Origin of the sequence: Chryseobacterium sp. CBo1 (genome assembly GCF_001693475.1) — a bacterium.
GTDB classification, from domain to species: domain Bacteria; phylum Bacteroidota; class Bacteroidia; order Flavobacteriales; family Weeksellaceae; genus Chryseobacterium; species Chryseobacterium formosense.
Map to the genome: position 1 here is coordinate 1 of NZ_MAUH01000017.1, position 15,822 is coordinate 15,822.

The following is a 15,822-nucleotide window of genomic DNA, read 5'->3' on the forward strand; positions in this document are numbered from 1 at the left end:
CTCTCAATTTTGTGAGAATAAAATCGTAAATTGCATCTAGGTTATTCATGAATGTATTTGATTGGTAGTCAATACAATTTACAAATTTTTGTAACATGAATAACTTTTTTTATAATGCACTACGGGTTACTTTAATCAAAAAAGGAAGAGTAAGCCCCTGCCCTACTAATGTGACAACAATTACTACAAAGGTGATAAAAAGAATAATTTTTCTTTGATGCATAGGTGTACCATCTGCTAAAGTTAATGGAAGAGCCATTGCAGTCGCCAATGATAACACGCCTCTCATTCCGGACCAAGAAATCACCAAAATACTTTTCCAGTCAAAATTTCTTCTCTGCTCCTTATCTAGTTTGGTTTCAAGCAGGGAAGGAAACCACATCGCCGGTATCACGAATAAAAATCGGGCAACAATTGTGATTAAGCTGATTACTAATCCATATTGAATTAAAGATTTAGTGTTGTAACCTTCAGTAGTACCTATCAAATCAGACAATTGCAGCCCTATAAGAATAAAAATAACCCCATTAAGTAAAAAAACAATCATTTCCCATATAGAATTAGATTGTGTACGTCCTTGATAAGATAACACTTCTGAAGATTTCCAAGAAGTAACCAAACCTGTCGTAACAACTGCCAAAACACCTGACATCTCCAAACTTTCAGCAATAGGATATGATACAAAAGGTATAAGCAGTAAAAGTGAACTTTCCACAATTGGGTTACTATGTATTCTTTTTAAAATCATACAAAGTACATATCCTAATATAAAACCAATAGTAATTCCACCACCAGCAACCAACAAAAACTGAAGTCCAGCTTTCCAAAATACAAATCCTGTACTTATTGTAGCAACTAAAGCATATCTGTATGCAATAAGTGCGGAAGCATCGTTCACAAGGCTTTCGCCTTCCAAAATAGTTATTATCCGTTTATTAAGCCCCACTCCTTTAATAATACTTGTTGCAGAAACTGCATCTGGCGGAGATACTATTGCTCCTAATATAAATGCTACAGGCCAGCTCATTCCGGGAATATAGTAATGAGCAACTATAGCAACTGACAGTGTTGTAAATAATACAAGTCCTACAGCAAGCCGGAAAATTGGTCTGATTGACATTTTAAAATCATTCCAGGAACTGTTCCACGCCGCCCGAAACAATAATGGTGGTAAAAAAAGGAGAAATACCATTTCAGGCTGTAATTCTATATGTGGAAGACCTGGTATAAATCCTAATAACAAACCTATAAAAACAAGTAAAATAGGATATGGAATTTTTTTTATCTTACCAGATATTACCGAAATGCATATTAACGTTGTCACTATGAAAATTACGGGCCCTAAATCAATCATAATAATATTAACATTAAAAATCAAAATTTCCAATATTTTTAAATAAACTTCAAAATAATATATTAATAATTCTAAATAGTCTAATTACCCTTAAAATATTAAACTATTGAAAATAATTTAATATCTTTTCTACAATTTTTTACACTTTAGAGTACTTGTTCAGCTCGATTTTAACTTTTTTTATTGAGCCAGCCTGTAACTCTATTATGGTAAAACGAACGTTATGAAGCTGTAATTCATCACCAGCCTTAAAAGTATGATGTAATAATCCTGAAAACAGCTCTTCCACCGTAATATATTTCATTTCATATTCTCTCAACCAGTCTAAAGATAATATTCTTCTTATCCTCTGAATATGTATAAAACCATTGGCGATATAAGTATAATCATTGATTTTATAAAAATATTTATGATAGTCTTCCCGTTCGGGCATATCACCAAAAACCCCTTCAACAACATCCTGCATGGTAACAATACCTAAAAAATCCATGTTTTTACCCATTACTAATCCAAAATCATTATTATTTTCTTTAAAATTAAGAAATATATCCTTTACCAATGTACTGGGCTTTATAATACAAGGCTGGCGTATAATATGTTGCCATGAGATATTATTGGTTTCAAGAAAAAAATCTTTTATTGCAAGAACACCTGCAATCTTACCTGTTTTATCATCAATTACAGGAAAATGAGAATAGGGTTTACATTTTATTAAATCAATTATTTCATTTCTATCTGCTCCATTAGATAACACTTCTACAATCACTGCAGGCTTCATGATCTGCTCAGCAATAAGCTCATCAAATGTAAAAATATTTTGATGTAAAACAAGTTCCTCTTCTTTGAGAGTACCCTGACGATACGCTGTGCTCAGCATATTTTTTAAATCACTTTCAGTAATTTTTTGATTTTCAGCTTTACGGATATTTAAAAGTTTAAGAAGAAAACGTGTGTTTAACGTCAACAATTTCACAAATGGAAAAGCAATTAGAGAAAATAAAGTCAGCGAAGGTGCTATTAATATTGATATTTTTAAAGGATTTTGAAGTGCTATAGATTTTGGTAATAATTCTCCTATAATAATGGTTAAATATGTTATCAATCCTATTCCAAAACAAGTTGTCAATATACGCAACATAGTTGGAGACAGATTAAAATATCTCGAGACAAAAGGGTCTATCAATTCCGCAACAAATTTTCCGCCGTAAATACCTTCAATGATTCCCAATAAAGTAATACCCACCTGTACAACACTCAAAAAAGATTCAGGATCTTTAATTAATGTTTTAACTTTTTTTGCTGCGGCACTCCCAGATTCGATTTCTTTCGTAAGTTCATGTTCCTTTACTGCAATCAGCGCAATTTCAGCTAATGAAAAATAAGCGTTAAGTAATATAAGTATTAAAATAATTAAAATAATCATCCTTTGAATTTAATTTTAGCAAATTTATCGATTTATGTGACTTTTCTAATCATTTTAATTAAAGTTGTTTAACTTATTTATAAAAATGGTTTTGAAAAAATCACCAATTTTAGATTGTAATTTAAACAACTGATAATCTGGAATTCACTAGCAAAGATAAAATAGAAACCTGACGAAGTTGTTCGGCGAAATTAAAAAGTGATTTTACCTCATTAAGTAGAAAAAAACGGGGATTTGTTACAAAATTTGCTCGGTAAGGTTTTTTGAGAAGCATTTCAATTTTGTATATTGTTTTTAAAATTAAAAAGGCGGTTTTCAACCTCATAAATTAACCACGCCCTAAACCAAAAATATCTTTTTCCATTTTGCCACCGTGTCCCTGCTTAGCTTAAAATGGGTTGCCAATTCGATATAATTCAATTTATGTTTTCTTTGATAATCGAGTATTTCTAAAATGGTCTGTTCATCATAAGACTTATGCTTTTGATTGAAATGGTGAGTATCTTTATCACTCAGATTAAATATTTTGGAGTTAAGTGTTATTACATCCATAATGGAAAATTTTTTTTTATCAATATAATAGCTGAATTCCTGAATCCTTGTGGGGCAATTCTTCATAATAATATCTTCGAATATTTTTCTGTAATCAGGGCTGTTATTTTCATGTGTTTTATAATTTTAAATAGTTTTTTTACTTGGTAATTACTACCTCTGCAATATCATTTTTATCAAATGCTATATATATATATTCTGTTTTATAAGCATGAATAATTTATCGAAAAAGTCATGTTTCTTTCATCATCCAGGATATAATTATTTCCTAATATCGATATTACTTCTGTTCTTGTTTTTCCTATTAGTGGCAACCTTTTTTATCTAATAACTGATGATATTCTTTCATATTGCAGGGAAATTTTCAAGAATAACATCTGGAATCATGAAATCTAAAACTATATTTTCTGCAAACAGTATAATCATTTCTCTTTTGAAGAAACAGTTTTTTCTAAGTTCATATCATCAAATGTTAAAATCAGAATGATAAAGACTATTTCCAAATCTTTCTTTTACTTCTTCTTCACTTTTGGTTTCAAAAGATATTGAAATGTTATTCATATTGAAATTTTAAAATGTCATAGTTTTTAAGATTTTTCAGAAGTTGTATTTATTTTTAATTTTTTTATGAATGAGAAGATAGCTATTTAATTCATCAGTATTAGTAGGAAAAAACAGATATTCATTAAGTATTCATATTAAAAAAGAAATTATATTACATTAAGGAGATTTTATTTAAACTATAAATTATTGTGAGTAAAAGGAATTTTTCTAAATAATTTCAGAGTTTCCATATTTGCTTATCCACTTATATAGAGTTGCTTTTGGGATGTTGTACCTTTCAATTACTTGATTTTTGGTCGTTTTATCTGAAGTAATTTCTTTTAAAATAAAATCTATTATTTGCTTTGTATAAATATTCTTACGAAACAATGGAAGTGCAGTTTGTTTTATTTCATGATTTTTTTTCTGATTATCATGTCTTGCTGAAGGAGGGGAAAACAATATTAGATGCTGTATGTAGATTCTGAAAAAATCATATTCGAGAAGTTTACTCAACTTGGCTGGATAGTTTTTAAGTCGGTATTAACATACTTTGAAACTTCTATAATAGATTTGATAACTGTGAATTACATTGCTTCACTATTCTATTACTCAGAAAAATAAAAGAGTAAACAGGTTTAATAGTTAGAAAAAAAAGAGTTAGATAAAATTTTATCCTACGAATGCAATGTTTCAATTATATCATACAATTATTAAATAATTGGTCTTTTTTAAACATTTTAAATCATAAAAATTTATTTTTGTCTCACAAACAATTTACTCCTCTTTATAAAATCATTTTTAAAACTAACAATGGTGTCTAAATTAATAAAAAGTTTTTTCTTAATAAATGTTTTGATGTTATATATTTCCTGCAAAAAGAATAGCTTTGAAATGAAATCTAATGAAAAACTCCTGAAAACATTAGATCAAAAGATAATAGAAAAAAAAAAATACGAAAGAATAAAAAAAATAAATATTCTAAAGCTTAAAAACCAAATAAGTAAACAAAATAATGACAGTGTCATATATGCTTTAAATTATCAGATTGTAGAACATTACTTAGGATATCAGTGTGATTCTGCGTATTCTTATTCTGACAAAAATAAAGCAATTGCCATTAAAAATAATAATAAACAATGGTTATATAAAAACCTTCTTCAAAAATCTGTATTGTTATCTACAACTGGGCTTTTTGTGGAATCCAAAGAAATTCTTGAAAATATTGACAAAAAAAATATTCCTGCAGAGCTACGGTTTTCTTACAACTCTGCGTATGAATGCCTTTATTCCAATTTACTTGATTATACAGGCAATGACAATATTTATGGGATGCAGTATCGTGAGAAACTTGCCGGATATTACGATTCAGGATACAAATCTATGAACGAAAATGATTCTTTCTACTACCTTTTTTTAAGCCATAAGAACCGAGTAAAAGGCAGTTGGGAAGAAGCAGATCATAATATTGATAAATTTCTGAGTGCACATAAACCTGGCACTAGGCTCTACGCAATTGGCAGTTTCTGCAAAGCAGTTATAGAGAAAAAACTTGGAAATAAATATTCAGAAGAAAAATTTTTAATATATTCAGCAATATCTGATATAGAATCTGCTACAAAAGAAAACCGATCACTACAAGAACTTGCCATCATACTACATCAGCAAAATGATACCAAAAGAGCATATACGTATATACAGTCTGCACTGGAAGATGCCAATTTCTACAATGCAAGGTTCAGAAACATTCAGATAGGAAAGGTTCAGCCTATTATAGAAGAAACATATTTAGAAACAATTAGTACCCAGAATAAAAAGCTTTGGATTTCTATAGTTTCAATCAGTCTACTACTTTTGGGATTAGGTATTACTTTATATTATATTTATAAACAACTAAAAATTATAAAAAATTCACGAAACAAGCTTTCAAAAATCAATACTGATCTTAAAATACTTAATGCAAAACTGGATGAAGCAAACCATATTAAAGAAGAATATGTCGCATTTTTCATCAATCAATGCTCCACTTATCTTGAAAAATTTGACAGATACAAAAAATTAATTTCAAATAGGCTATCGAGTGGTCAGATCCACAAAGTTTCCGCAATGCTGATTAATAAGAAAAACAATGATATGGATCTTAATGAATTATATCAAAATTTTGACCGCGCATTTTTAAGGATTTATCCAAACTTTGTACAGGAAATTAATAAACTTTTAAAACCTGATGAGGCGTACGAGCTGAGTTCTGGAACACTTAATACAGAACTTAGGATTTTCGCATTAATAAGATTAGGTATAAATGATACACAACAGATTTCTGATTTTTTAAGATATTCTCTACGTACCATTTATAATTATCGAAGCCGTGTAAAGGCAAAATCGGTCATTGATAATGATCAATTTGAAGTAGAAATTATGAAGATAGGCTCAATTAAGGTTCACTAGTATTTACTTTTTACCCTTCTTAAAAAAAATACAAATCACTGATTATAAATAATTTAAATATATTTTTTATTAAAAATAGTTTACCTAAACCTTACGAAGTAGCAAACTTGGTATTTTAGAGCATGTAATTGAAATATATTAGCAACAATCAATTAACTTTTAATTAACATAGCGTTGATGACTGTTAATGAATATATTTCATTTATGATAAAAATATATGCTTTTCCCCCAATCAATTTCAAAAGCATTTTAGACATTTTACTGCAACTTAGTAATGTTTATTCTTTATTGTTCAAAAAAAAATTATCTCTTATAGACATAAGGAATAATTTTTCATTTTTATTATCACAATTAAAAATATCCTAAAAACAAAAATAAACTTGTTTAACAGGAAAAATTATAACTATATAAAACATTCTATAAATGAACTCAAAACATCTCAGAATTACAGTCGTTATTGCAGCGCTATATTTTTCGGGAGATCTTTACGGACAGGAGAAAGATACTTTAAATGAAAAGAAAATAGAGGAAGTAGTGGTAATAGGTTATGGTAAAGCCAAAGCCAAAGATCTTACCGGTTCGGTTTCGGTAATTAATATGAATAAAACCTCAAATCAACCTGTTGCAGATGTTGGTCAGGCTATTCAGGGAAGAGCTTCGGGAGTTACCGTTATTAATTCCGGTGAACCAGGAAGTAATGTTACTTTCCGTATCCGTGGGACAGGTACTATCAAGAATAATGATCCTCTTATTGTAGTAGACGGAATGCCATTGAACGGAGGTCTGAACCAAATCAACATGAGTGATGTAGAGTCTATAAATATTTTGAAGGATGCCTCATCAACTGCTATTTATGGTTCCAGAGGTGCCAATGGTGTTGTTATTATTACTACCAAAAGAGGAGCAAAAGGAGGAGTCTTAAACTTTGATACTTTCACTGCAATACAAAGCACTGCAAATATGCCTAAGGTATTGAATGCATCTCAATATGCACAACTTAATAATGAAATGCTTAGTAATGCAGGACTAGCAACCAATCCTGAATTTTCGGATCCATCTTCATTGGGAGCTGGTACAGATTGGCTCAAGGCACTTTTTAGCCCATCTTTAATGTCAAATTACTCTCTTTCTTATGGTGATAGAAGTGAAAAAAGCAACCTTTATGTGTCTGCCAGTTACTTTAATCAAAAGGGAATGGTTTTAAATACCGACTATGAAAGATTTATTGTCCAGCTAAATAGTGATACAAAGGTTAAACCATTTCTTAAGCTAGGAAACAGTTTAAAAGTACAGCATGACGTTAAGAAAAAGGGAGAGTATGATGTAAAAAACACCATTTTGTCTTTGCCTACAAGAGCAATTTATGACCAAAATGGTAATTGGTCGGGGCCAGGAAATAACCCTATGCTATATGGTGATATTGATAACCCAATAGGGAAAGCAAGCCTTGTGGATAAATCTACAAAAGGTTACAATGTACAGGGAAACATTTATGGCGAAGTGGATATCTTAAAAGACTTTAAATTCAAATCTCTCGGAGGTGTTGAAGTAAATATTTGGGATGACAGAACTTGGTCACCAAGATATCAATGGGGTGTAAAATCTCAGGAAAACTCTTATCTCTATGAAGGAAATAACAAAAGTATTACCTTACTTTGGGACAATACTTTAACGTATGATAAGACTTTTGGTAACCATCATCTAAATGTAGTTGCCGGAAGTAGTTCTCAAAGCAATCAATATAAATATCTCAACGCCTCTGTACAGAAATTTGCAAGCGACAATACACAGCAGATTGACAACGGTACATTACAGCCAACGCAGCATGGAAATATGTCCGAATGGGCAATCATGTCTTATTTAGGCCGTGCAAATTATAGTTTTGCAGACAAATATTACCTTACTGCAACAATAAGGAGAGATGGATCATCAAGATTTGGCAGATCAAACCGATGGGGATGGTTTCCTTCCGCAGCCTTTGCATGGAGAATTTCCAACGAAAACTTTTTGAAAGACTCAAAAACTATCAATAATCTAAAACTAAGATTAGGCTATGGAATTACCGGTAATCAGGAAATCGGGAACTACAGTTTCTCATCATCTTACAATACTTACCGATATAACTTTAACAACACTTATGTAGGAGCGGTTCTTCCAACAATGCTTCCAAATCCTAATGTAAAATGGGAAGGTCAGGAACAGTTTAATGCAGGAATAGATCTTGATATGTTCAACAACAGAATAAGTTTAATCGTAGACGGGTATATCAAAAATACAAATGATATGCTTGTACCTTTATCTGTACCGGTAACATCTGGATATTCAGACATTTATGTACCTTACACCAATGCAGGTAAAATTCAAAACAAAGGGATCGAAGTTACTTTATCAACCAAAAATCTTTTGAAAACAGATTTTAAATGGTCAACGGATGCTGTTTTTTCTTACAATAAAAACATCGTAGAGACAATCAACAGCGATACACCTATTTTGGTATCAAATACAGGTTTTAACAGCACAATAGGACTTATTCAAGCAGGATACCCCGTGAATGTATTCTATGGATATGTAACTGACGGGATTTTCCAGAATGAGGCAGATATAAATGCACATGCCGTTCAGACACCTGGCTCCAATTCAGCTACAAGTACTGCGCCCGGAGATATTCGCTTTAAAGACCTTAACAATGATGGTGTTATCAACGATAAAGACCGTACTTACATTGGAAACCCAAATCCCAAATTTACATTTTCACTAAACAATACATTCAGCTATGAGAATTTTGATTTAACTATTTTCTTACAGGGAGCATATGGAAATGATATTTATAATGCCAACAGGATGTATACAGAATCAATGTCTGTTATTCAAAATCAAAGTACTTCTGTACTAGGACGATGGAATGGTGAAGGCAGCAGCAATTCAATGCCAAGAGCAATTTTTGGAGACCCAAACCAAAACTCGAGAGTTAGTGACCGCTATATTGAAGATGGATCTTATATTAAATTGAAAAATATTAATTTAAGTTACACCCTGCCTAAAGGGATTTTCGGAGAAAACCTGAAATTGGTAAAAATATTCGTTTCTGCCCAAAATCTTTTAACATGGACTAAATATTCAGGTTTCGATCCTGAAGTACCGGTAAACGGAATTGATAATGGAACCTACCCTATTTCACGAACAGTTTCATTAGGATTAAATGTAGCATTTTAAAAATTAAAAAAAATGAAAAAATTAAAAATAGCAATATTTGCACTTCTTACACTTACAATTACCAGTTGCAATGATGATTTTCTAGATAAAGTACAACCAGACACTATCAATACAGGCAATTATCCAAAAACTGCTGAAGAATTGATTACTGTTGTAAACGGTGCTTACCAACCCCTGCAACGCGCAAAACTTTACAACATGAGAATGTGGACAAGCGATATTTTTGCAGGAAACAGCATTGTGGGCGCAGGCGGAGGAGATGATGGTATAGAAACAACACAGCTTGCAAATTTTGTAACAAGCACCGACAATCAAGGCGTATTAGATCTTTGGAGAGGACCTTGGCCGGGTATTCTTTCAAGTAATATAATTATTAAAACAGCTCCAACTCTTAATATTGCTGATGATATAAAAAACAGATCCTTAGGCGAAGCTTATTTTTTAAGGGCTCATTACTACTTTATTCTCGTACGATTCTTTGGTGATGTTCCCTTAATTACAGAACCTCAAAATGCAGACGGAGACTTGTACCCAGCAAGATCCCCTAAGTCTGAAGTTTATAATCTTATAATCTCTGATCTTGAAAAAGCTATTACAATGCTCCCTTCAAAATCAAATTATAGCAGTGCAGATAAAGGAAGAGCTAGTAAAGGAGCTGCAGTAGGAGCTTTAGCTAAAGTATATTTAACATTAGGAAACTGGCAGAAAACGTTAGATTATACCACACAACTCGAATCTATGGGATATGCTCTTAATTCGGATTACGCTGATAATTTCAACGTTAATACAGAAAACTCAATAGAATCTCTTTTTGAAGTACAGTACGCATCCAATGGAGGTTATGATTTTTGGAGCAATGAAAACCAGGCATCATGGGCAAGTACCTTTATGGGACCTCGAGGCGGAAACTTTGTCGGTGGCGGATGGGGATGGAACCAGCCAACACAGGAATTTGCAAATAGTTATGAAACCGGCGACATAAGAAAATCGAAAACAATATTCTATCAGGGTTGTCCTCAGTATGATGGCAAAGATTACAGCAGCACTTATTCACTAACTGGATTTAATGTTAGAAAATTCCTTGTTCCGCTATCTGCATTTCCTTCATATGACAACAGTCCGCTGAACTTCCCGGTAATGAGATATTCTGAAGTTTTATTAATGAAAGCAGAAGCTCTGAATGAACTTGGGCAGACTTCTCAGGCAGAAGTCCCTCTTAATTTGGTAAGAGCAAGAGCTGGACTTAATGGTGTTTCAGGACTAACTCAGTCTGCTTTCAGAGACAAGGTTCTCCATGAGCGAAGAATAGAGTTTGCCTTTGAAGGACAACGATGGTTTGATCTGGTTAGAGTGAATAACGGTCAATATGGTTTAAATTTCCTTCATTCTATTGGTAAAACCAATGCTTCTACAAAGCATTTACTTTTACCCGTTCCTCAAATTGAACGAGACAGAAATCCTAATTTAACACAGAATTTCGGATACTAGTAATATTTGAAATTTTCAAAAAATCATATATCAATTCAATAACCGCAACAGCGAAATATTTTATGAAAGTAAAATATTTTACTGCTGCGGTTTAAACAATAATTAAAATATGGTAAAAAAAATGATCTTTCTTGTTATAACATTGCTGTGTTCATCAATGTTTATGGCAGCCGAATGTACATCTTATACCAAGAAAGGAAATCAGGTCATATTCAATTGTAAGGATGGTTCAAAACTTTCCTTGACTATTAGCAGCAATGCGGTTGTAAAAATATGGTACGACAAATCGGGCAAGCTGGTACGCAGTAATCCGTCTTTTGCCGTGGTTAATGAAAAACTGGAAAACATAGGCGAAGTTGGCGTTAATGAAGAGCCTTCCGCGTACGAGATTTTTACATCAAAACTTCGTATACGGATCAACAAAAACCCAATGCAGCTTCAGATTTTTGATAAATATCAGAAGTTGATTTTCAGTGATTTCAAAGATCAGGGGCACGTTTCCGATGCAAAAGCCGTAAAAGCCTATAAAGTTTTGCGCGGCGACGAACAGTTTTTCGGGCTGGGAGAAAAAACCGGAACCCTGAACCGCAGAAGCAAAAACTACAAAATGTGGAATAGCGACCGTCCTTGTTACAGCGTTACCGAGGATCCGATTGCCAAAAGCATTCCGTTTTTTATGAGCAGTTACCGATATGGGATTTTCCTCGATAACACCTATAAAACCGAATTCAAATTCGGGACAGAATCGCAGGATTATTACTCCTTCGAGGCTCCGGATGGCGCTTTCGTTTACTACTTTATCTATGGTAAAGATTACAAAGACATTCAGCAACAATATATTACATTGACGGGACAGCCGATTATGCCTCCAAAATGGGCGCTTGGTTTTGCACAAAGCCGTGGACTTTATACCAAAGAGAATCAGGCACTGGAAGTGGCGGCAGAATTCCGTAAACGAAAAATCCCGATTGACATTATTTATCAGGACATCGGCTGGACTCAGAACCTTCAGGATTTCGAATGGCGAAAAGGCAATTATACCAACCCGAAAGCGATGCTGAAGAAACTGAAAGACAACGGTTTCAAAATGATTGTTTCCCAAGATCCTGTTATTTCTCAAAAAGGAAATAAACAATGGACAGAAGCCGACAAACTCGGTTACTTTGTAAAAGATGTCCGTACCAACAAAGCCTACGAAATGCCGTGGCCCTGGGGCGGAAACTGTGGTGTGGTAGATTTTACTATTCCCGAAGTGGCCGACTGGTGGGGCAAATACCAGCAAAAACCAATAGATGATGGCATCAGCGGTTTTTGGACGGATATGGGAGAACCAGCGTGGGGCAATGAAGAAGATACCGACCGGCTGAATATGAAACACCGATTGGGAATGCACGATCAGATCCATAATGTGTATGGTTTAACCTGGGACAAAGTGGTGAAAGAGCAGTTCGAAAAACGGAACCCCAACAAACGTATTTTCCAGATGACACGTTCGGCGTATGCCGGCTTGCAGCGTTATACTTTTGGCTGGACCAATGACAGCGGCAACGGAAATGATGTGCTGGATGGCTGGGCGCAGATGGAAAATCAGGTCGCGGTGGGAATCTCTGCCGGACTGGGCGGGATCCCGTTCTGGACGACTGATATCTCGGGATACTGTGGCGATATTACAGATTATCCTGCAATGGCAGAACTCTATACAAGATGGATGCAGTTTGGCGTGTTTTGCCCGCTAAGCCGTGCACACCACGAGGGTGACAATGCTGTGGAACCGTGGATGTTTGGCGAAGTGGCCGAGAAAAATACCAAGGCAGCCATCGAATTAAAATATCAGCTGTTCCCTTATTTATATACCTATTCCAGAAAGGCACACGACACCGGATTGCCGATTACCAGAGGATTGTTTATGGAATATCCTAATGATCTGGAAGCTGCGAAGATTGACAATCAGTTTATCTTTGGGGAAGAATTATTGGTGGCCCCGGTTCTCAAAAAAGGCGAAAGGGTAAAACGGGTTTACCTTCCGGATGGAGAATGGATTGATTTTAATGATAAAAAAACCGAATATCTTGGTGGGCAAACCGTGGCGTACAAAGCGCCGCTTAATACCATCCCGATTTTTGTGAGAAAAGCGTCTATCATCCCGATGATGCCTGTGATGCAGTACATCCACGAGAAAAAAGATTATCCTGTTTTCTTTCATATTTTCCCGAATTATGAAGATGAAAAAACTAGTTTCAGCCTTTATGAAGATGATGGCGAAAACCAGGATTACCTGAAAGATATTTTCTCCAGAACCAACATTGTCTGCACCACAAAAGTAGCCGGTTATGATATCGAAATTTCGCCGGAAGACAAAGGTTTCCGCCAGTCGGACAAAAGAAATTTTGTTTTGAGCATTTTAACAGAGCAAAAACCAAAAAGCGTTTTGGTAAACGGAAAAGAAATCCCTTTCTTCGCAGTTGATGCGCTGGATATCGAAAAAGATACCACCAAAACCCAATGGAGCTGGGACGAAAGAGGAAGCAAGCTCCTCATCAAAATACCTGATAACAGAACTAAAATAAATATTAACGTTAATAATTAGTAAATGAAGAAGTTTTTTTTAATTGTAGCATTATTTCTCGTTGGGCTCGTCGCGGCTCAAAAACTCCAGTCGCCGGACGGAAAATTTGTCATGAATTTTTCTGTTCAGAACGGTGGCTATCCTTCCTATCAGTTGAATTATAAAGGGAAAGAGATTGTAAAACCGAGCAGGCTTGGTTTTGTCCTTACAACCAAAGATGCTCAGGCAAATGATCCCCGAAATTTTTTAAATAATAATTTTGAAATTGTTGGCTCAAAAACAGCCACTTTTGATGAGACCTGGCAGCCGGTTTGGGGCGAGGAAAAAAGCATCAGAAACCATTATAACGAAATTTTAATCAGTCTTAAACAAAAAGGGACAGACCGCTTAGTAGATGTTCGTTTCCGTTTGTTTGATGACGGTTTGGGTTTCCGTTATGAGTTCCCTCAGCAAAAGAATTTGGTTTACTTCACGATAAAAGAAGAAAAAACCCAGTTTGCTATGACGGGCGACCACACGGCTTATTGGATTCCTGGGGATTACGATACGCAGGAGTATAACTATACAACGTCCAAACTTTCCGAAATCCGCGGTTTGATGGAAAAATCTTATGAAAAAGGGAATGTTTCCCAAACTTCATTTTCGCCAACAGGTGTTCAGACTTCATTAATGATGAAGACTAAAGACGGTGTTTATATCAACCTTCACGAGGCTGCTTTGATCGACTATTCTTGTATGCACCTGAACCTTGATGACAAAAATATGGTTTTCGAATCTTGGTTAACTCCGGATTCTCACGGAGACAAAGGCAAAATGCAGGCGCCACGCCACACACCTTGGAGAACGATTATCGTAAGCGATGATGCAAGAAATATTTTGGCTTCCAAAATGACTTATAACCTGAATGACCCAAGCAAAATTACCGATACATCTTGGATCAAACCAACCAAATATGTAGGTGTTTGGTGGGAAATGATTTCTGGGAAAAGCAGTTGGGCTTATACAGATGAGTTTCCGTCTGTACAACTAGGAATCACCGATTATGCCAAAGCAAAACCAAACGGGAAACACGGAGCCAACAATGCCAACGTAAGAAGACATATCGATTTTGCTGCTAAAAATGGTTTCGATGCTGTTTTGGTAGAAGGCTGGAACATCGGTTGGGAAGACTGGTTTGGTAATGACAAAGATTATGTATTTGATTTCGTAACTCCATATCCTGATTTTGACATCGTTGCACTGAATGCCTATGCCCATTCAAAAGGGGTGAAACTGATTATGCACCACGAGACTTCCGGATCTATCAGAAACTACGAGCGTCATATGGATGCAGCTTACAAACTGATGAACAAATACGGTTACGATGCCGTGAAAAGTGGTTATGTAGGAAATATCCTGCCTGTAGGCGAAACACATTACAGTCAGTGGACGAACAACCACTTTCAGTATGCGATAGAAAAAGCGGCTGATTATAAAATTATGGTGAATGCTCACGAGGCTGTTCGCCCAACAGGTATTGCAAGAACGTATCCAAACCTTATCGGAAACGAAGCTGCAAGAGGAACAGAATATCAGGCTTTTGGTGGTGACAGAAACAACCCGAACCACGTAACAATCTTGCCTTTTACCAGATTAATTGGTGGACCAATGGATTATACGCCGGGTATTTTCCAAATGGATGTTACCAACGGTTCCCACGTTAATGCAACTATCGCCAACCAATTGGCATTGTATGTAACGATGTACAGCCCATTGCAGATGGCAGCGGATTTCCCTGAAAACTATGAGAAATTTGCGGACGCTTTCCAGTTTATCAAAGATGTAGCTGTAGATTGGGATGAGAGCAAATACCTGGAAGCAGAACCGGGGCAATACATTACCGTTGCAAGAAAAGCTAAAGGTTCTGACAAATGGTTTGTAGGGAATGTAGCAGGTTACACGCCTTTTACATCAAAAATTTCCCTGGATTTCTTAGATGCCGGTAAGCAGTATATCGCAACCATTTATTCTGATGCTAAAGATGCAGATTACCTGAAAAATACGCAGGCTTATAACATCCGCAAAGTGGTGGTAACTAAAAAATCAAAACTGGAGCAGGTGTCTGTTGCAGGTGGAGGTTATGCCGTTAGCATTGTTCCTGTAAAAGATAAAGCAGAAATAAAAGGCCTTAAATCATTGTAATAAAGTCTTATAAAGATTTAGTAATGGTTTAAAACCTTAATCAATTGATTATTA

At 34.7% G+C, this 15,822-nt stretch carries 8 protein-coding genes; 5 read left to right on the forward strand and 3 right to left on the reverse strand.

The annotated features are described in order from the left end of the window. Window positions 1-109: 109 nt before the first annotated feature. From BA768_RS11210 to BA768_RS11225, 3 genes are all read right to left on the reverse strand, one after another. On the reverse strand, window positions 110-1,387 hold the full coding sequence (locus tag BA768_RS11210; protein ID WP_123947103.1) for a Na+/H+ antiporter: 1,278 nt from the start codon (window positions 1,385-1,387) through the stop codon (window positions 110-112). Between the two features lie 106 nt (window positions 1,388-1,493). Then, window positions 1,494-2,777 (reverse strand): hemolysin family protein, encoded by a 1,284-nt coding sequence (locus BA768_RS11215; RefSeq protein ID WP_065720817.1) that lies wholly within the window; start codon window positions 2,775-2,777, stop codon window positions 1,494-1,496. Between the two features lie 339 nt (window positions 2,778-3,116). Further along, complete coding sequence (locus BA768_RS11225; RefSeq protein ID WP_228388385.1) at window positions 3,117-3,329, reverse strand: helix-turn-helix domain-containing protein; 213 nt, start codon at window positions 3,327-3,329, stop codon at window positions 3,117-3,119. A 1,437-nt stretch (window positions 3,330-4,766) separates the two neighbouring features. Here BA768_RS11225 and BA768_RS11235 point away from each other — a divergent pair. From BA768_RS11235 to BA768_RS11255, 5 genes are all read left to right on the forward strand, one after another. Beyond that, entirely contained in the window at window positions 4,767-6,320 is a 1,554-nt protein-coding gene (locus BA768_RS11235; protein ID WP_083206648.1) for a DUF6377 domain-containing protein, read from the forward strand. Window positions 6,321-6,743: 423 nt separating this feature from the next. Continuing rightward, window positions 6,744-9,533 carry a SusC/RagA family TonB-linked outer membrane protein gene (locus BA768_RS11240; protein ID WP_083206649.1) on the forward strand — a complete coding sequence of 930 codons (2,790 nt, stop codon included), beginning with the start codon at window positions 6,744-6,746 and terminating at the stop codon, window positions 9,531-9,533. Window positions 9,534-9,545: 12 nt separating this feature from the next. Beyond that, window positions 9,546-11,021, forward strand: a complete 1,476-nt coding sequence (locus BA768_RS11245; RefSeq protein WP_065720822.1) for a RagB/SusD family nutrient uptake outer membrane protein — start codon at window positions 9,546-9,548, stop codon at window positions 11,019-11,021. Window positions 11,022-11,142: 121 nt separating this feature from the next. Continuing rightward, window positions 11,143-13,608 carry a glycoside hydrolase family 31 protein gene (locus BA768_RS11250; protein ID WP_228388386.1) on the forward strand — a complete coding sequence of 822 codons (2,466 nt, stop codon included), beginning with the start codon at window positions 11,143-11,145 and terminating at the stop codon, window positions 13,606-13,608. A 3-nt stretch (window positions 13,609-13,611) separates the two neighbouring features. Next, complete coding sequence (locus tag BA768_RS11255) at window positions 13,612-15,768, forward strand: glycoside hydrolase family 97 protein (RefSeq protein WP_065720824.1); 2,157 nt, start codon at window positions 13,612-13,614, stop codon at window positions 15,766-15,768. Window positions 15,769-15,822: the final 54 nt, after the last annotated feature.

Bases quoted from the DNA above. Each gene is read 5' to 3' on its own strand.
- BA768_RS11235 (WP_083206648.1), top strand. From the start codon at position 4,767: ATGAAATCTAATGAAAAACTCCTGAAAACATTAGATCAAAAGATAATA.
- BA768_RS11240 (WP_083206649.1), top strand. From the start codon at position 6,744: ATGAACTCAAAACATCTCAGAATTACAGTCGTTATTGCAGCGCTATAT.
- BA768_RS11250 (WP_228388386.1), top strand. From the start codon at position 11,143: ATGATCTTTCTTGTTATAACATTGCTGTGTTCATCAATGTTTATGGCA.
- BA768_RS11225 (WP_228388385.1), bottom strand. From the start codon at position 3,329: ATGGATGTAATAACACTTAACTCCAAAATATTTAATCTGAGTGATAAA.
- BA768_RS11245 (WP_065720822.1), top strand. From the start codon at position 9,546: ATGAAAAAATTAAAAATAGCAATATTTGCACTTCTTACACTTACAATT.
- BA768_RS11255 (WP_065720824.1), top strand. From the start codon at position 13,612: ATGAAGAAGTTTTTTTTAATTGTAGCATTATTTCTCGTTGGGCTCGTC.
- BA768_RS11215 (WP_065720817.1), bottom strand. From the start codon at position 2,777: ATGATTATTTTAATTATTTTAATACTTATATTACTTAACGCTTATTTT.